The organism is Methylobacterium sp. 88A (assembly GCF_000376345.1).
GTDB classification, from domain to species: Bacteria; Pseudomonadota; Alphaproteobacteria; order Rhizobiales; family Beijerinckiaceae; genus Methylobacterium; species Methylobacterium bullatum.
In genome coordinates, this window is the sequence record NZ_AQVT01000001.1 from 1,758,143 (window position 1) to 1,775,013 (window position 16,871).

The 16,871-nt window shown below is 67.7% G+C and carries 15 protein-coding genes; 10 read left to right on the forward strand and 5 right to left on the reverse strand.

The features are described 5' to 3' along the window. The first annotated feature begins 108 nt into the window (after positions 1-108). The 6 genes from A3OM_RS0108370 (at position 109) to pufC (ending at position 4,122) form a co-directional block, all read left to right on the forward strand. Positions 109-342 carry a hypothetical protein gene (locus A3OM_RS0108370; RefSeq protein WP_026175845.1) on the forward strand — a complete coding sequence of 78 codons (234 nt, stop codon included), beginning with the start codon at positions 109-111 and terminating at the stop codon, positions 340-342. A 170-nt stretch (positions 343-512) separates the two neighbouring features. After that, the gene (pufB, locus tag A3OM_RS0108375; protein WP_018043292.1) at positions 513-740 is read left to right on the forward strand and encodes a light-harvesting antenna LH1, beta subunit; all 228 of its coding nucleotides are present in this window, start codon (positions 513-515) and stop codon (positions 738-740) included. Between the two features lie 14 nt (positions 741-754). After that, on the forward strand, positions 755-943 hold the full coding sequence (gene pufA / locus A3OM_RS0108380) for a light-harvesting antenna LH1, alpha subunit (RefSeq protein ID WP_018043293.1): 189 nt from the start codon (positions 755-757) through the stop codon (positions 941-943). Between the two features lie 271 nt (positions 944-1,214). After that, the gene (gene pufL, locus A3OM_RS0108385) at positions 1,215-2,039 is read left to right on the forward strand and encodes a photosynthetic reaction center subunit L (protein ID WP_018043294.1); all 825 of its coding nucleotides are present in this window, start codon (positions 1,215-1,217) and stop codon (positions 2,037-2,039) included. Positions 2,040-2,053: 14 nt separating this feature from the next. Further along, positions 2,054-3,031: a photosynthetic reaction center subunit M gene (gene pufM, locus A3OM_RS0108390; protein ID WP_018043295.1), complete on the forward strand. Its 978-nt coding sequence runs from the start codon at positions 2,054-2,056 to the stop codon at positions 3,029-3,031. Next, complete coding sequence (pufC, locus tag A3OM_RS0108395) at positions 3,028-4,122, forward strand: photosynthetic reaction center cytochrome PufC (protein WP_018043296.1); 1,095 nt, start codon at positions 3,028-3,030, stop codon at positions 4,120-4,122. The genes pufM and pufC overlap by 4 nt, the downstream gene beginning before the upstream one ends. Before the next feature lie 1,255 nt (positions 4,123-5,377). Here pufC and A3OM_RS0108400 read toward each other — a convergent pair. Beyond that, positions 5,378-8,251, reverse strand: coding sequence for an EAL domain-containing protein (locus A3OM_RS0108400; RefSeq protein WP_018043297.1), 2,874 nt, complete (start codon positions 8,249-8,251; stop codon positions 5,378-5,380). 145 nt (positions 8,252-8,396) lie between these two features. On the opposite strand from A3OM_RS0108400, the gene A3OM_RS0108405 reads away from it, so the two are divergent. Next, on the forward strand, positions 8,397-8,747 hold the full coding sequence (locus A3OM_RS0108405) for a hypothetical protein (protein ID WP_018043298.1): 351 nt from the start codon (positions 8,397-8,399) through the stop codon (positions 8,745-8,747). A gap of 29 nt (positions 8,748-8,776) precedes the next feature. Here the strand turns inward: A3OM_RS0108405 and A3OM_RS0108410 are convergent, their stop codons facing one another. Continuing rightward, positions 8,777-9,811 (reverse strand): hypothetical protein, encoded by a 1,035-nt coding sequence (locus tag A3OM_RS0108410; protein WP_245257773.1) that lies wholly within the window; start codon positions 9,809-9,811, stop codon positions 8,777-8,779. A gap of 360 nt (positions 9,812-10,171) precedes the next feature. On the opposite strand from A3OM_RS0108410, the gene A3OM_RS26100 reads away from it, so the two are divergent. After that, positions 10,172-10,333: a hypothetical protein gene (locus A3OM_RS26100; protein WP_018043300.1), complete on the forward strand. Its 162-nt coding sequence runs from the start codon at positions 10,172-10,174 to the stop codon at positions 10,331-10,333. Between the two features lie 68 nt (positions 10,334-10,401). On the opposite strand, the gene A3OM_RS0108420 is transcribed toward A3OM_RS26100, so the two are convergent. Both A3OM_RS0108420 and nhaA read right to left on the reverse strand, forming a co-directional pair. After that, positions 10,402-11,436: a cytochrome c peroxidase gene (locus tag A3OM_RS0108420; protein WP_018043301.1), complete on the reverse strand. Its 1,035-nt coding sequence runs from the start codon at positions 11,434-11,436 to the stop codon at positions 10,402-10,404. A gap of 79 nt (positions 11,437-11,515) precedes the next feature. Beyond that, on the reverse strand, positions 11,516-12,715 hold the full coding sequence (gene nhaA, locus A3OM_RS0108425; protein WP_018043302.1) for a Na+/H+ antiporter NhaA: 1,200 nt from the start codon (positions 12,713-12,715) through the stop codon (positions 11,516-11,518). A 255-nt stretch (positions 12,716-12,970) separates the two neighbouring features. Here nhaA and A3OM_RS26105 point away from each other — a divergent pair, with 255 nt between their 5' ends. Together A3OM_RS26105 and A3OM_RS0108435 are read left to right on the forward strand one after the other, a co-directional pair. Continuing rightward, positions 12,971-13,342, forward strand: coding sequence for a hypothetical protein (locus A3OM_RS26105; protein WP_018043303.1), 372 nt, complete (start codon positions 12,971-12,973; stop codon positions 13,340-13,342). Beyond that, positions 13,339-13,653, forward strand: coding sequence for a hypothetical protein (locus A3OM_RS0108435; RefSeq protein ID WP_018043304.1), 315 nt, complete (start codon positions 13,339-13,341; stop codon positions 13,651-13,653). Before A3OM_RS26105 ends, A3OM_RS0108435 begins: the two co-directional genes overlap by 4 nt. Before the next feature lie 346 nt (positions 13,654-13,999). Here the strand turns inward: A3OM_RS0108435 and A3OM_RS0108440 are convergent, their stop codons facing one another. Next, positions 14,000-16,678, reverse strand: coding sequence for a glucosidase (locus A3OM_RS0108440; protein ID WP_026175848.1), 2,679 nt, complete (start codon positions 16,676-16,678; stop codon positions 14,000-14,002). Between the last annotated feature and the right edge of the window lie 193 nt (positions 16,679-16,871).

Genomic DNA, 16,871 nt, shown 5'->3' on the forward strand with positions numbered 1-16,871 from the left:
GGCGCGGCGCCGTTTCCGTCGAGAACCGGCCTCTTCGCGAGGCCGACCGCCGCGGATCGCGGACAGGAGATCTCCGCCATGCAGTCGATGACCATGTTCCCCCGGACCATGCCCTCCCGCCAGGCTCTGTCGCGTCCCGCCCCGTCGCGCCTGCAGCGGCACGAGCTGCAGTTCCGCCTCCTCCTGGTGGCGACCTACCCGTTCTTCCTCGCGGCGGCGGCGCTCCAGCGCCTCGTCCCGGCACGGGCTCCGGCGGGCCACGGGCTCATCGCCCGGCGCTCGGTCTTCGGCGAGGCCAAGGCCATGGCCGTGTCGGCGATCCCCTTCGTCTTCATGGGCTGACGCTTTCCGGGGCCGGATCGCCCCGGGCCGATGCCCGCCCGATCCGGAACCCGAACGACCTCCCGTCCGACGAGGGGGGAACGACCGTCGCGAGCGCCGCTGCCGGCCCCCGCGACCTCACCCGCCGCGCGTGGAGCACGCACGGCCAGACGAAAGCGGAGGCTCACATCATGTCCAGTGGAATCGAAAAAGCGAGCAGCCTGTCCGGGCTGACCGAACCCGAAGCCAAGGAGTTCCACGCGATCTTCCTGACGAGCTTCATCATCTTCACGGCCATCGCCGTGGTCGCGCATATCCTCGTCTGGATGTGGCGCCCGTGGCTGCCCGGCCCCAAGGGCTACGCCGCCCTCGACACCGTCACGAGCGCCGCGCACGGCCTCGTCTCGATGATCTCCTGAGGAGGAACGCACCCATGCACAAGGTCTGGCTTCTCTTCGATCCGCGCCGCACGCTGGTGGCGCTCTTCACCTTCCTGTTCATTCTGGCGTTGCTGATCCACTTCATCTTGCTCAGCACCGACCGGTTCAACTGGCTGGAAGGCCCCAAGGCCCCGCGCGCCGCCAATGCGCAGACGCTGGTCCTGCCGACGATGCCCGCCTGACCGGCGGGATGCGGATCACTCTCCTCCCCCTCCGGGTCTCGGGCTCGCCCGAGACCCGCATCTCCGGTGCCCATATCGGGCAAGCCCGAGATGGGTGCGGGGAGGAGTTGGAGGTGGGGGTGGTCGGGCGACCCTCCTGCTGCGGAGGCTGGCGGCGCCACCCCCACCCCTAGCCCCTCCCCACAAGGGGGAGAGGGACGCGCTCTGCCGATAAGGGCGGATGCGCGAATCCATCAAGAATCGTGACCTGTGAAGCCGGGAGGTATTCGCGATGGCGATGCTGAGTTTCGAACGAAAATACCGCGTCCGCGGCGGCACGCTCCTCGGCGGAGACCTGTTCGATTTCTGGGTCGGGCCGTTCTATGTCGGGTTCTTCGGCGTCACGACGCTGTTCTTCTCGGTGCTCGGCACCGCGCTGATCATCTATGGCGCCGCACTCGGGCCGACCTGGAACATCTGGCAGATCAACATCGCGCCGCCCGACCTCAAATACGGGCTGGCGCTCGCCCCCCTCAAGGAGGGCGGCCTCTGGCAGATCATCACCTTCTGCGCCATCGGGTCGTTCGTCTCCTGGGCCCTGCGCGAGGTCGAGATCTGCCGCAAGCTCGGCATCGGCTACCACGTGCCCTTCGCCTTCGCGGTGGCGATCTTCGCCTATGTCTCGCTGGTGGTGATCCGGCCGTTCCTGATGGGCGCCTGGGGCCACGGCTTTCCCTACGGCATCCTCTCCCATCTCGATTGGGTCTCGAACACCGGCTACCAGTACCTGCACTTCCACTACAATCCGGCGCACATGCTGGCGGTGTCGTTCTTCTTCACGACGACCTTCGCCCTGTCCCTGCACGGCGCCCTGATCCTCTCGGCCACCAATCCGGGCAAGGGCCAGGTGGTGAAGACGCCCGAGCACGAGGACACCTTCTTCCGCGACACGATCGGCTACTCGATCGGCACGCTCGGCATCCACCGGCTCGGCCTGTTCCTCGCCCTGTCGGCGGGCTTCTGGAGCGCCGTCTGCATCATCATCAGCGGCCCGTTCTGGACCCGTGGCTGGCCGGAATGGTGGGGCTGGTGGCTCAATCTCCCGGTCTGGCGCTAGAGGGGGGCACGACCATGGCCTACTATCAGAACATCTTCACCGAGGTCCAAGTCCGCTCCACCATTCCGGAACTCGGCGTTCCCGTCGATGTCGACCGGCGCTGGGGCACGCCGTTCCACAGCTACCTGTTCGGCCTGTTCGGCAACGCCCAGGTGGGTCCGATCTACATCGGCTATCTCGGCGCCCTCTCGGGCGTGTGCTTCCTCATCGCCTTCGAGATCGTCGGCCTCAACATGTGGGCGAGCGTGAATTGGGACCCGGTCCAGTTCGTGCGCCAGTTGCCCTGGCTCGCCCTGGAGCCGCCGCGACCGCAATACGGGCTCAAGATCCTGCCGCCGCTGCAGGAGGGCGGGTGGTGGCTGATCGCCGGCTTCTTCCTCACCGCCTCGATCCTGCTGTGGTGGGTCCGGCTCTATCGCCGCGCCCGGGCGCTCGGCCTCGGCACCCATGTGCCCTGGGCCTTCGCCTCCGCCATCTGGCTGTTCCTGGTCCTCGGCTTCATCCGGCCGGTCCTGATGGGGTCGTGGAGCGAGGCGGTGCCCTTCGGCATCTTCCCGCATCTCGACTGGACCGCCGCCTTCTCGCTCCGCTACGGCAATCTCTTCTACAACCCGTTCCACATGCTCTCGATCGTCTTCCTCTACGGGTCGACGCTGCTCTTCGCGATGCATGGCGCGACCATCCTGGCGGTGAGCCGCTTCGGCGGTGAGCGCGAGATCGACCAGATCGTCGATCGCGGCACCGCCACCGAACGCGCCGCCCTGTTCTGGCGCTGGACCATGGGCTTCAACGCCACGATGGAATCGATCCACCGCTGGGCCTGGTGGTTCGCGGTGCTGACCACCCTCACCGGCGGCATCGGCATCCTGCTCACCGGCACGGTGGTCGACAATTGGTACCTCTGGGCGGTCAAGCACGGCGTCGCCCCGTCCTATCCGCAGGTCTACGCGCCGGTCGTCGATCCCTTGAGCATGCCGGGGGCGGTCCCATGAAGACGTTCGTCACAGTTCTCGGCGCCTCGATCGCCTTCTTCCTCACCATCGCGATGTTCGGACTGACCGACTGGGACCGGCCGCCCCTGGCGGTCCAGCAGAGCGGCTTTCGCGGCACGGCGATGGACCAGATCCATACCCGCGCCGGGGCGGCCGAGACGAAGGCGGCCAATGTCGCGCCGGCGCCGGCCGACCCGGCCGAGCCCGGCGAGGAACTCGCCGGCGCCACCTACGAGAACGTCCAGGTCCTCAAGAACGTCAGCGTCAACGAGTTCAACCGCCTGATGGTCTCGATGACCGAATGGGTCAGCCCCGAACAGGGCTGCACCTACTGTCACAACACCGAGAACATGGCCGACGACAGCCTCTACCAGAAGAAGGTCGCCCGCCGGATGCTGCAGATGACCCAGCACATCAATGAAAGCTGGAAGGACAAGCATGTGGGCGGCACGGGCGTCACCTGCTTCACCTGCCATCGCGGCCAGCCGGTGCCGGCCCATGTCTGGTTCACCGATCCCGGCCCGAACCGGCCCGGCGGCTTCACCGCCCGGAACAACGGGCAGAACCTGGCCAAGGCCTCGGTGGGGCTCGCCTCGCTGCCCTACGACACCCTGACCGAATACCTCGCCGACAAGACCATCGACAACAACGCCATCAGGGTGAACGCCACCACGGCGCTTCCCACCACCAAGGGCAAGCCGATCCAGGACGCGGAGAAGACCTACGGCCTGATGATCCACATGTCGGAGGGTCTCGGGGTCAACTGCACCTTCTGCCACAACACCCGGGCGATCTCGAACTGGTCGCAGAGCACGCCCCAGCGCACCACCGCCTGGCACGGCATCCGCATGGTGCGGGACATCAACGGCAATTACCTCGAGCCGCTGACCTCCACCTTCCCCACCGCCCGCCTCGGCGTGCTCGGCGACGTGCCGAAGGTGAATTGCACCACTTGCCACAACGGCCAGAGCAAGCCCCTCAACGGCGCATCGATGATCGAGGCCTATCCGGAACTGGCCAAATCCACCGAGACGGCGAGCGCGGCGGATCCCGTACCCGCGGACCCGGCGCCGCCCCCCGCGCCGCAATAGAAATCGGTGCGCATCCCCTCTCCCCGCACGCGGGGAGAGGGCCGCGACGACCCCGTCGTCGGCGCGGCGAGGCGGCAGCCGGGGGTGAGGGGGCGCGGTCGGAGGAGCCATACCCGGAGAGCCCCCCTCACCCTCGCCCTGTCGGGCTCACGTCGCCTCCCGGCAAGGGGAGGACGACGTCCTCTCCCCGCCCGGCGGGGAGAGGGGGACCAGCCTTTTTCGAATAGGAAAGTGTCCTCCGGCTCTCGGCCCCGAAGGCCTGCGCGCATTCCCCTCTCCCCGCACGCGGGGAGAGGGAAGCGACGACCCCGCCGTCGGCGCGGCGAGGCGGCAGCCGGGGGTGAGGGGGCGCGGCCGGTGGAGCCACACCCGGAGAGCCCCCCCTCACCCTCGCCCTGTCGGGCTCACGTCGCCTCCCGGCAAGGGGAGGACGACGTCCTCTCCCCGCCCGGCGGGGAGAGGGGGACCAGCCTTTTCCGAACAGGGACGGACCCTATGCCTACCTGGCCCGGAGGCCGGTGCGCATTCCCTCTCCCCGCGCGCGGGGAGAGGGCCGCGACGACCCCGTCGTCGGCGCGGCAAGGCGGCAGCCGAGGGTGAGGGGGCGCGGCCGGAGGAGCCATACCCGGAGAGCCCCCCTCACCCTCGCCCTGACGGGCTCACGTCGCCTCCCGGCAAGGGGAGGACGACGTCCTCTCCCCGCCCGGCGGGGAGAGGAGGACCAGCCTTTTTCGAATAGGAAAGTGTCCTCCGGCTCTCGGCCCCGAAGGCCTGCGCGCATTCCCCTCTCCCCGCGCGCGGGGAGAGGGCCGCGACGACCCCGTCGTCGGCGCGGCGAGGCGGCAGCCGAGGGTGAGGGGGCGCGGCCGGTGGAGCCACACCCGGAGATACCCCCTCACCCTCGCCCTGACGGGCTCACGTCGCCTCCCGGCAAGGGGAGGACGACGTCCTCTCCCCGCCCGGCGGGGAGAGGGGGACCAGCCTTTTCCGAACAGGGACGGACCCTATGCCTACCTGGCCCGGAGGCCGGTGCGCATTCCCCTCTCCCCGCGCGCGGGGAGAGGGCCGCGACGACCCCGTCGTCGGCGCGGCGAGGCGGCAGCCGGGGGTGAGGGGGCGCGGCCGGAGGAGCCATACCCGGAGAGCACCCCTCACCCTCGCCCTGACGGGCTCACGTCGCCTCCCGGCAAGGGGAGGACGACGTCCTCTCCCCGCCCGGCGGGGAGAGGCGTAGGCGTGGTCGCCGACCAACCCTTCACGCCACGGCGTGCTTGGTGGCTCCGCGCCGTCCGGACCAGCGGTCCAGCACATCGGGGATGCTCCCGGCGTCGTCGGGGCGGCCGATATAGTAGCCCTGGCCCTCGTCGCAGCCTTCCTGGCGCAGGCGCTCGAACTGGATCTCGTTCTCGATCCCCTCGCCGGTGGTGCGCATGTGCAGGCTGAGGCCGAGGCCGATGACGGCGCGGACGATGAAGGCGGATTCGTCGGCCGCGGTGATGTCGCGGACGAAGGACTGGTCGATCTTGATCTTGTCGAAGGGGAAGCTGCGCAGGTAGCTCAGCGACGAGTAGCCCGTGCCGAAATCGTCCATGGCGATCCGGACGCCGAGGCGGCGCAGGGCGTGCAGGGTGGCGAGGGTGGCGGCGTTGTCCCTGAGCAGGACCGATTCCGTGATCTCGAGCTCCAGGCGGGCGGGGGGGAGGCGGCTCACGCTCAGCGCGTCCTTGACGGACTGGATGACGATGCCGTCCCGGAACTGGGCCACCGAGACGTTGACCGCGACCCGGATGCCGTCGGGCCAGCGCATGGCCTCGCTGCAGGCCGTGCGCAGGGCCCAGTCGCCGAGCGGCACGATCAGGCCGATCTCCTCGGCGACCGTGATGAACTCGGCGGGCGAGACGAGCCCGCGCTCGGGATGGCGCCACCGCATCAGCGCCTCGAACCCGCCGACGCGGCGGCCGCGGAAATCGTAGATCGGCTGGTAGAACATCTCGAACGCGCCCTGGGCCACCGCCTCGCGCAGGTCGAGTTCGAGGGCGCGGCGGGCCTGGAGTCGGATGTCCATCTCCACCTCGAAGAAGCGCCAGGTGCCGCGCCCGTCGGCCTTGGCGCGGTAGAGGGCGACGTCGGCGTTCTTGAGGAGCTTGTCGCAGCTGGTGCCGTCGCCGGGGGCGAGGCAGATGCCGATGCTGACGCCGACCGCGACCTGCTGGCCGTCGAGCTCGTAGGTGTTGCTGACCACGTCCACGATCCGCCGCGCCAGGATGGTGGCCTCTTCCGGATAGGTCACGCCCGCCAAGATGATGGCGAATTCGTCGCCGCCGAGCCGGGCCACGGTGTCGACCTCGCGCAGGCAGGCGGTCAGGCGGTTGCCCACCGCTTTCAGGAGCTCGTCTCCCACCGGGTGGCCGAGGGTGTCGTTGACCTCCTTGAACCGGTCGAGATCGAGGCAGAGCACGGCGAACATGCCGCCGCGCCCGAGATGGGCCAGGGCCTCCTCGATCCGCTCGCCGAACATGGCCCGGTTGGGCAGGCCGGTGAGGACGTCGTGGCGCGCCATGTAGGCGATGCGGGCATCGGCCTGGCGCCGGTCGGTCACGTCCTCGTAGGTGGAGACCATGCCGCCCCCGGCCACGGGCTTGTGCGTGACGGCGAGGACCCGTCCGTTGCCCATCTGGCGGAAGCCCGAACCGGCGGCCGAGATCTGCCGCCCCTCGATCTCGAAGACCGTGCCCTCCTCGGCCGAGGCCAGATAGAGCGAGGCCACGTCCTCGTAGGGCGTGCCCAGGGGGAGGTCGTCCGGCGAGAGGTCGAACAGCTCGCAATAGCGCCGGTTGACCACGGTGAGGTGCCCCTCGGCGTCGAACAGGCACAGGCCCTGGGACATGTTGTCGAGGGCGGTGTCGAGGCGAAGATTGGTCGATTGGAGATGGGCTTCCTGGACCTTGAGCAGGGTGATGTCGCTGCAGACCGCGATGAAGCCGCCGGAGCGCGTGCGGCTGCGGCTGATCCGGAGCCAGCGCCCGTCGAAGAGCTGGGTCTCGCGCGGCGCCGTCCAATCGTCGTCCTCGGAGAGCAGGGTGCGGGCGAGCGCGTTGCCCTCGAACGCGACGCGGGCCATCGACGTGTCCCGCGGCAGCGGCTCGTGACCGAACCCGAGGAAATCCTCCGCCTGCCCGTTGATGAGCGCGATCCGGCCGGATTCGTCGACCACGACGATGCCTTCGAGGGAGGTCGCGAGGGCGTCGGCGAGATGGGCCTCCGCCGAGATGCGCTGGGCGACCTCCTGCTCCATCGCCCGGCGGATGTTGTCGCGCATGACGCCCATGGAGGCGAGGAGGGCGCCGAGTTCGTCCGCGCTGCCGGACGGGATCGTCACGCTGAGGTCCCCGGCCGCGATCCGCGAGGCGACCATGGAGGCGTCCGCCACCGGCCGCATGATGCGCCGGGCCAGCAGGAAGGCGACGGAGGCGGACATCAGCAGCGCCAGCAGGGTGCCGAAGAGGTTGATCTGGGTCTCGCGGGCGACGATGGCCCTGGCCTGCTGCCGGTAGATGAAACCGTCGCCGGCGGTGTGGTTGATGAAGAGGTCGAGATGCTCCTCGACGGCGCCGGCATGCCGGTCGACCGCGTCCCAATCGGGATCCCGGGTGTCGCGGCCGGCGAGGACGGAGCGGGCGGCGTCCCAATCCTTCACCGCCCGCTCCACGGCTTGGGCCGCCTGGGTCGCACGGCTCGACTGGGCGCGCTCGACCGCCACGGCGAGATCCTCCGCGAAGACATGGCGAAGGCTGTCGAGCCTGCCTTCGAGCTGCGCCTTCGCGCCGGGGTCGGCGCTCATCCGCCGCCGGGCCTCCAGGGAGCGCATGTTGGCGAAATCGGCGGCGGCGGCCCGCGCATAGTTGATGGACATGAGCGACTGATCGAAAGTCCGGCTCACGAGTTCGTCGGCCCGGCGAATCCCTGACGCCGCCGACAATCCGAGGATGCCCGTGATGGCGCTCATGATGAGAAAGGCGACCAGAATCCGGCCGCGGATGGTGCCCGCGAAAGAGGCGACCGCGGTGATGGGCCTCGGCCAGTTCCTCTCGCCAGCCTTGGCAGATTTCCAACCGTAGATAGATTTCATCCAGTTCGTCTCATCCGGCCATCGGAAATTCTTCGCCTGCAATAGTTAAGTCGGGCTTGAAATCTTTGTAAATTTTGGCCAATTAACAGCCTGTTTACTTGCACCGGCAAGGATGCAAAAGGACGAAATCGTATCGGCGGACGGCATGAGACGCATCACTTCACTCGGTCTCGCGTTCGCCCTCGTTGCCACCGGCGTCGCCGCCTTCGCCCTCCATGCCTCGGCGGCCGGACAGGTCTACCGCGTCTCGCAGAAGGGCCGGGCGTTCCAGCCGAGCGCCCTGGTGATCAAGAAGGGGGAGACCGTCCAGATCGTCAACGACGACGGCGATCTCCTGCATCACGCCTATGTCGACTCGCCGACGTTCCATTACGATTCCGGCGATCAGGAGCCGGGCGGCAAGGCCGAGATCGTCTTCCCCGTGAGCGGGACCTTCGCCGTCCTGTGCGGCATCCACCCCAAGATGAAGCTGGCGGTCCGCGTCGACGGCAACTGACCGCGACGCGTCTCGGATGCCGGCCCGGGCTACAGGGCGCCGGCCGCCGACAGCGCGGCATGGGCGCCGTAATAGAGCCCGATGAAGCTCGCGAGGGCGGCCCCGTATCCGAAGGGGAGGGTCGCCAGCTGGCGGACCCGCAGGGGGACCCTGACATCGTCGGCGGCGATGGCCACCATCGCCACGATGATCGGGGAATGGCCGATCGCGTCGACCTTGCCGAACTCGAAGATCGCGGAGACGAAGGCCGCCGCAAGCACGATCGCCGCCAGGCGGCGCACCAGGGGCGTGCAGATCAGCGCGAAGGCGAGGGCGAATTCCACCGCGCCGGCGGCCTTCATGAAGAAGGCGCCGTCGAACCCCATCGTCAGTTCCGGGCGGTCGATGAAGAGCGGGTAGGACCATTGCGGATAGGCCCATTTCTCCACCGAGGCCCACATCAGCGTCACGGCGGCCGAGTAGCGGACGATGTCGAGGGGCCGGATCCCGAACAGTTCCCGCCGGAGGCCCGTCAGGGCGAGATAGGCGGCGACACCGAGGAAGACGGGATAATCGGCCAGGTGGAACACGCCGTAATTCGCCACCGCGATCCCGAACAGGACGACGATGCCGAGCGCCGAGAGCGGCATCGTCTGCCGCCACAGGAATCCGGCGGCGATGGCGAGCTGGAACCAGGGCAGGGCGGTGCTGGTGGTGGTGAGCTCGGGCGTGAGGATCACGCCGCCGAGCGTCCAGAGCGAGACGAAGAAGCCGCCGCAGACCGCGCGGAACATCAGCTCGGTGTTCTCCCGCGCCCAGGCCGTGACCCGGTCGAGGGAGCGCATCATCGCCTCGCCGAGGATCGTCCGCTCGAGCAGCGCGCCGACGAACAGGGCCAGGAGCGAGACGATGACGAGTTGCTCGAAGCTATCGCACAGTACCTCGGCAAGACCGACCGGCGAACCAGCGACGTCGAAAGCACAGAACCATTTGACGTGAGCACTGGCTCCAGTGGAGCCCGTAACGAGCACAAACAGGGCGGCGGACAATGCACTGGGGCCGGGCAACCGACAACGCAGACTCATGTGATGAAGCCTCGGCGAAAGCTGAAACGCCGACGGCCGGCGGCAGCGACATTGTTCTACGTAGTTTCTGGCGATCCTGAAAGGATTTCGTTAATGAATCTTCAGCAGCGTCAGCATGGTCGGCGATGTGTCGCTCCTGCCATGATTCCGGTGCCGGCCGCCGGTGGACTCTCGCGGATGAAGCCCGGTCGGCGTATGCGTTCTGGCTGAAGAGGGACCACAGCGTCACCCCCGAGCAACAGCGTCGCCGTGCGTCGAGATCATCGATGGGATTATCGACGGGATCATTCGGCAAACTCTGATAGTCATGGAGGGGCGGCGCCCAAGCCCTCGCTTCGCATCAAGCAGAAAGGCTCTCGCGTGATTACAACACTCAGCCTGTCCACCCTGATCGCGGGCGGCAGCTTCGCTTATGCGTCGACGCGGGTGGCGGCGCGGGCCGCGGCCTACGAGACCTGGGGCGGATCGCTGATGATCGTGGGCCTGTCGCTCGCCGGTGTCGGCTTGACGCTGTTCCGGTAGAACCGAAGCGGCAACCCGTCGGCGACTTCAGCGGCGCGCTTCGAGACGGCGAAGCCCGCGCCGGAGACTCACTTCGACGCGGCCTTCTGCTTGGGCTCCGCAGCCGTCAACGTGTCCAGGAACGCCAGGAGATCGGCTCTCTCGGTCTCGGAGAGATGGAGCGGCCTGATCTTGGGCGACCGGCTCGGGCGTTCGATGCCGCCGCGATCGTAGAGATCGATCACGTCGCGCAGGGTCGCCACCGAACCGTCATGCATGTAGGGGCCGCGCTGCGCGACATCGCGCAGGGTCGGGGTCTTGAAGGCGTATTGCAGGCTCTTCGACGTGGGGAACAGGCGTCCCCGCCCGATATCGTCGTCCCGGCCGACGCCGATATCGTGGAACGACCCGTCGGTGAACGCCCAGCCGCCATGGCATTCGTGGCATCCGGCCTTGCCGTTGAACAGCGCGAACCCCGCCTTCGCGGAGGCTCCGATCGCCGAGGCATCGCCGTCGCGCCAGCGGTCGAACGGCGCGCTTCCCGAGACGATGGTGCGCTGGAACGCGGCCAGCGCCCGCTCGATCCCGCCCCGCGTGATCTCGCGATCCTCGAAGGTCGCGGCGAAGGCGGCGACGTAATCCGGGTCGGCCCGCAGGCGGGCGATGAGCTCCTCTTCCGAGAGGTTCATGAGGTTGGGGCCGGTGATCGGCGTGAAGGCGACGGATTCGAGGTCCGGGAACTTGCCGTCCCAGCCGAGCGGCGCGATCCAGCCGACGTTGAGCAGGGTGGGCGTGCGCAGCTTCAGCTCGATCCCGGGCTCGCCGATGCCGCGCATGCGCCCGTCACCCCAATGGCGCGACGGCTCGTGGCATGTGGCGCAGGAGATGGAGCGGGATCGCGACAGGACCGGATCGAAGAACAGCGTCCGGCCGAGCTCGACCTGCGCCTCCGTATCGGGAATGCCGTCGGGCACGGCCAATGCGGACGGGCGCGCGAAGGCGCTGCGCCAGGCGGTGGCGTCGTCGGTCATGCCATGGGTGGCGAAGAGGCCCGAGCCGACAGCTGCCGCCACGGAAACCGTCAATGCCGCCTTGCCGAACGCCGAGCCTGCCTTTCGATTCATCCCGCTCTCCGACTGCGCAGCGTAGGATGCTCCGATTAAGATTGTCTTGCCCCGCGGGTTTTTGACCGGGGGCGCGTCCTCACGCCGCGGAGCCAGCCTCCCGCACCGGACGCGGTGCAAGAAATAGAACGATAGCTCCGGCGATCATGCACGTCACGGACCCGAGAAGCACGCCGATCTTGGTCTCCGTCTCCAGGCCGGGATTATCCACGAAGGCGAGGAGGCCGATGAACAGGCTCATGGTGAAGCCGACGCCGCAGAGGAGCGACAGGCCGTAGATCTGCCACCAGCCGGCATGGGCCGGGCGCTGGGCGAGGCCGAGCTTCACGGCGGCGACGACCGCGCCGAACACGCCGATCTGCTTGCCGGCGAACAGGCCAAGGGCCACGCCCAGCGTCACCGGGTCGGACAGCATCGCCGGCGACATGCCGCTGAACGACACGCCCGCATTGGCGAAGCCGAAGACGGGGAGGACGAGATAGGCCGACCAGGGATGGAGCGCATGTTCCAGCTTGTGGAGCGGCGAGGCCGGATCGTCGGGTCTGGCGGGGCTCGGGCGCAGGGGAATGGTCAAAGCGAGGAGCACCCCCGCGATGGTGGCGTGGATGCCGGATTTCAGCACGAGGAACCACAGGACCGCGCCGAGGACGAGATAGGGCGAGAGGCGGCTCACGCCCGCGCGGTTGAGCCCGACCAGGAGCGCGACGGTGACGCCCGCCCCCGCCAGCATCGGCAACGACAGGTCGGCGGTGTAGAAGGCGGCGATGATCAGCACCGCGCCGAGGTCGTCGATGATGGCGAGTGCGGTGAGGAACACCTTCAGCGAGACCGGAACGCGCGATCCGAGCAGGGCGAGGACGCCGAGCGCGAAGGCGATGTCGGTGGCGGTGGGGATCGCCCAACCGCGCAGGGTCTCGGGCGAGGACCGGTTGACGAGGACATAGATCAGCGCCGGGGCGACCATGCCCCCCAACGCCGCCACCCCCGGCAGGACACGGTCCGGCCAGGTGCGCAGGCGCCCATCGAGCACCTCGCGCTTGATCTCCAGGCCGACGAGCAGGAAGAACAGCGCCATCAGTCCGTCATTGACCCAATGCAGCACGCTGAGGCCGCCGACATAGGCGCCGAGCAGGGCGAAATAGCTCGGCGCGAGGGGGGAATTGGCGACGATCAGGGCGAGCACGGCGCTCGCCATCAGGATCAATCCGCCGCTCGCCTCGCTCCGGAGGGCGTTGCGCAGGGCGGAGAGGGGACGGCGGGCGGGCGAGGTTTCCGGCATGGAACACGCCTGCCAGGGGACGAGCCCGACGGCAAGCCGTCAGAGTATCGGAACGGGCATGCGTTCCTGTCCCGACCGGTACTCGCGCGGGCCGCACAGTTGCCGATGAGAGGTCGATCAACATCGACAACAGAGCCGAGACCCTGTGACATTAATGCCATAGGATATATTCCCTCAAGCCGTCTGTCTGCCTTTGTACCTAGCGGATACCACCACCTTCGGTAGAATGCGGGTGAAGGCAGTTAGGGGCGGGAAGTGGAAATCCTTGTAATCGCAGCCCTAATTGGGTTGATCCCAGCTTTCATTGCTCAGAAAAAAGGGCAGTCGTTCGCGCTGTGGTGGATCTACGGTGCGGCCCTCTTTATTGTTGCGTTGCCTCATGCGCTTATTATGAAACCTGCCGAGGGGAGCGAAGAGGCCAACAAGCAGAAAGCACTTCAATTGGCCAGCAAGGGGTTCACCCCTGTGCGTGAGTCAGCAGTGGACTTTGCCGCCGATGGTGTGATTGGCAGCACGCCCTACCGGAATGAGCCAGACGGTGGCGTGGTGGCAATCGTCAATGGCCGAACGATTAAATTCAAAAACCGTGAGGACTTAGAGACCATGCTTCGAGGAGCGGTCTCTTGAAGAAAGCGCTAGCCACCCTCGCTATTATGGCTGTCGCGCTTGTCATCGCTGCACAGTTCGTCACGATCTTCGTCATCCAGCCTATCGGCGCCATACCTGAAGGGCGAACCGTCATCATCTCACGGTTGACGAATCTGAACTTCATCGACAGCCCAGATGCATTCTGTGAGCGGGAAATGGGGAATGTGAACCTCCTTTGCCGAGGCATGGTCGCCGGTAGGGTAGCGAGCCAGGCAACCATCATTGCCCGACTGCCCTACTCTTCAATGCTGTACGGCATCAGCACTCGCGGCAAATCCTACGATCGGTAGAGAAGCTGTGCAGTTCCAGTAATTCGCCCCGCCACATTCAATACATTGGCGCGGAACATTGTGCGGCCCCCTTCCAATAAGGCCGAGCAGCGGAGTCCAAGACCGAGACGTGCCCAACCTGGCAGGGCTTGAGCGTTCGCCGTAGCGACCAGTTGCTGCCCTGTGTGGATGACAGCGCCATTCAGGGCCAAACACGAGACCCAGGGGAGATCCCGCTCCGCTCAATATCGAGTTGCACGTCGGGTTATGCTGATCAGACAATTACTCAAAGCTATCAGGGTTCCGAGCTCGGGCAAACGGGATGCCACCTTACCCGGGAACCGCAGGTCGCCCATCACATGGCCCGTCACGCCGCCGTTTCACCTGTCTCCACCTCCGTCCGCCGCGCCTTCTGGTGCAGCAGGTTGAGGATCAGCGCCGTCCAACCGGTCTGGTGGGAGGCGCCGAGGCCGCGGCCGGTATCGCCGTCGAAGAACTCGTGGAACAGCAGGGCGTCGTCGGCACCGGGGGCCGAGGCGATGGGCGGGCGATCGCCGAAGGCCGGCCGCTTACCGTCCTCGCCCTTGGCGAAGAGGGAGATCAGGCGGTCGGTGAGGGCGTCCGCGATGGCGTTGAGGGTCAGGAACGTGCCCGATCCGGTGGGATATTCCACCAGGAAGTCGTCCCCGTAATAGGAATGGAACCGCCGCAGCGCCTCGACGACGAGGTAGTTGACCGGCATCCAGACCGGGCCGCGCCAGTTCGAATTGCCGCCGAACATGTTCGATGTGGAATCGGCCGGGTCGTAGCGCACCGTGAACGCGTCGCCGAACCCGTTGAGGGAATAGGGCCGCTCCAGATGCGCCTTCGACAGGGAGCGCACGCCGTGGTCCGAGAGGAACTCGGCCTCGTCGAGCATGCGCCGCAGCAGCGCCTTCATCCGGTGCCCGCGCAGGAGCGATAGCAGCTTGCGGTCGCCGACGCCGCCTTCGTCCCAGCGCGAGACGAGGCAGGCGAGGTGGGGGCGGTTCTCGAGGAGCCAGTTCAGGCGCCGGGCGAAATCCGGCAGCCGCTGCAGCACCGAGGGCTCGATCACCTCGACGGCGAAGAGCGGCACCAGCCCCACCACGGAGCGGACGCGCAACGGCAGCATCCCGCCGCCGGGAATGTCGACCTCGTCGTAGTAGAACTCGTCCTCCTCGTCCCACAGGCCGAAGCCCTCGCCGCCCATGTCGGTCATCGCCTCGGCGATGAGCAGGAAATGCTCGAAGAACTTCGAGGCGGTGCTCTCGTAGACGTCGTTGTGGAGCGCGAGTTCGAGGGCGATGCGCATCATGTTGAGCGAATACATCGCCATCCAGGCGGTGCCGTCGGCCTGGTGGATGCGGCCGAAGCCGGGGGGCGGGCGCGACCGGTCGAACACCCCGACATTGTCGAGGCCGAGGAAGCCGCCCTGGAAGACGTTGCGGCCGTCAGCGTCCTTGCGGTTCACCCACCAGGTGAAGTTGATCAGGAGCTTGTGGAAGACGCCTTCCAGGAAGGCGAGGTCGCCGCGCCCGCCGCGCCGGTCGCGGTCGATCTCGAACACCCGGTAGGTGGCCCAGGCATGGACCGGCGGGTTGGCGTCGCCGAACTCCCATTCGTAGGCCGGAAGCTGGCCGTTGGGGTGCATGTACCATTCGCGGGTGAGGAGCAGGAGCTGCTTCTTGGCGAAATCCGGGTCGAGCAGCGCAAGAGGCAGGCAGTGGAAGGCGAGGTCCCAGGCCGCGAACCAGGGATATTCCCACTTGTCCGGCATCGAGAGCACGTCGGACCCGGCGAAATGACGCCAGTGGACGTTGCGCCCGCCGTCGCGCTCGCGCGGCGGGGCCGGCTGGAGCGGGTCACCCTTCAGCCAGAGCCGCACGTCGTAGCAATAGAGCTGCTTCGACCAGATCAGCCCGGCGGCGGCCTGGCGGAAGATGGCGCGCGAATCCGCATCGGCGATGCCGTCCTGAAGGGCGTCGTAGAAGGCGTCCGCCTCGGCGATCCGGCGCAGCAGGATGGCGCCCTCGTGGTCGACCGGACGGGGCCGCGACCCCGCCGACAGCCTGAGGTTCACCCGCCGGGTTTCGCCGGGCTCGAGGCGGAAGGCGTAATGCAGGCCGAGCTTGGTCCCCCGATCCCGCCGCACGGCGGATTCGTCGCCCCCGACGATGGCCGCGTGGAGCCCGTCCTTGAACGGGCCGGGGGCGTCGGGCTGGTAGCCGTGCAGGCGCAGGTTGGTGTCGTTCTCGCAGAACAGCACCTCCGGCTCGCCGTCATAGGAGAGCCGGTAGCGGCCGAGGCGCGGATGCTCGCAGGCGATGCTCCCATCGGGCTGCACCGCCATCCTGGGGCGCGATTCCGGCGGTCCCTCGCGCCACGACCAGATGTTGCGGAACCAGAGCTGCGGCACGAGGCGCAGATCCGCCGCCTCCGGGCCACGGTTGGTCGCCGTGATCACCGCATGGATGTCGTCGATCTCCTCCTTGGCGTATTCCACGGTGACGTCGAAGAAGCGGTCCTCGGCGAAGGCGCCCGTGTCCTCGATCTCGTATTCCGGCTGGTCCCGGCCCCGGCGCAGCCCCTCGCGGACGAGCTCGTCATAGGGATAGGCGGCCTGCGGATAGCGGTAGAGGAACTTCAGGTAGGCATGGCTCGGGGTCGCGTCGAGGTAGTGATAGACCTCCTTGACGTCCTCGCCGTGGTTGCCCTCCTCGTTGGTCAGGCCGAAGAGCCGTTCCTTCAGGATATGGTCGCGGCCATTCCACAGGGCGAGGGACAGGCACATCTGCCCACGCTCGTCGCAGATGCCGGCGAGCCCGTCCTCGCCCCAGCGATAGGCGCGCGAGCGTGCCTCCTCATGCGTCAGCGAGCGCCAGGCATTGCCGTCGCGGCTGTAATCCTCCCGCACCGTCCCCCATTGGCGCTCGGCGAGATACGGCCCCCACAGGGACCATGCGCGCTCGCCGCGCGCCTGCTCGGCGATGCGGCGGCGTTCGGCCCAGCCGTCGAGCTCGCTCACGCCGATTCCCCTCGTGCCGGACCACGCTGGACGCAGGCGCCGAACGGACATGACCGGCGCGCGGCGGGCGACGGCCGGCAAGGACGGGGGATCGTGCGGCGGGGAATTCTGCGGCAAGGAATCGTGCAGCAAGACGTAGAGGGCGACTTTTGGGCGGTCATCGGTCCCGATGGGCTTTGGCTCAGTGGGAGCC

Coding starts and splice junctions, on each gene's coding strand:
- pufC (WP_018043296.1), top strand. CDS start 3,028: ATGAAGACGTTCGTCACAGTTCTCGGCGCCTCGATCGCCTTCTTCCTC.
- A3OM_RS0108405 (WP_018043298.1), top strand. CDS start 8,397: ATGAGACGCATCACTTCACTCGGTCTCGCGTTCGCCCTCGTTGCCACC.
- pufL (WP_018043294.1), top strand. CDS start 1,215: ATGGCGATGCTGAGTTTCGAACGAAAATACCGCGTCCGCGGCGGCACG.
- pufM (WP_018043295.1), top strand. CDS start 2,054: ATGGCCTACTATCAGAACATCTTCACCGAGGTCCAAGTCCGCTCCACC.
- A3OM_RS0108370 (WP_026175845.1), top strand. CDS start 109: ATGCCCTCCCGCCAGGCTCTGTCGCGTCCCGCCCCGTCGCGCCTGCAG.
- nhaA (WP_018043302.1), bottom strand. CDS start 12,715: ATGCCGGAAACCTCGCCCGCCCGCCGTCCCCTCTCCGCCCTGCGCAAC.
- A3OM_RS0108410 (WP_245257773.1), bottom strand. CDS start 9,811: ATGAGTCTGCGTTGTCGGTTGCCCGGCCCCAGTGCATTGTCCGCCGCC.
- pufB (WP_018043292.1), top strand. CDS start 513: ATGTCCAGTGGAATCGAAAAAGCGAGCAGCCTGTCCGGGCTGACCGAA.
- pufA (WP_018043293.1), top strand. CDS start 755: ATGCACAAGGTCTGGCTTCTCTTCGATCCGCGCCGCACGCTGGTGGCG.
- A3OM_RS0108400 (WP_018043297.1), bottom strand. CDS start 8,251: ATGAAATCTATCTACGGTTGGAAATCTGCCAAGGCTGGCGAGAGGAAC.
- A3OM_RS0108420 (WP_018043301.1), bottom strand. CDS start 11,436: ATGAATCGAAAGGCAGGCTCGGCGTTCGGCAAGGCGGCATTGACGGTT.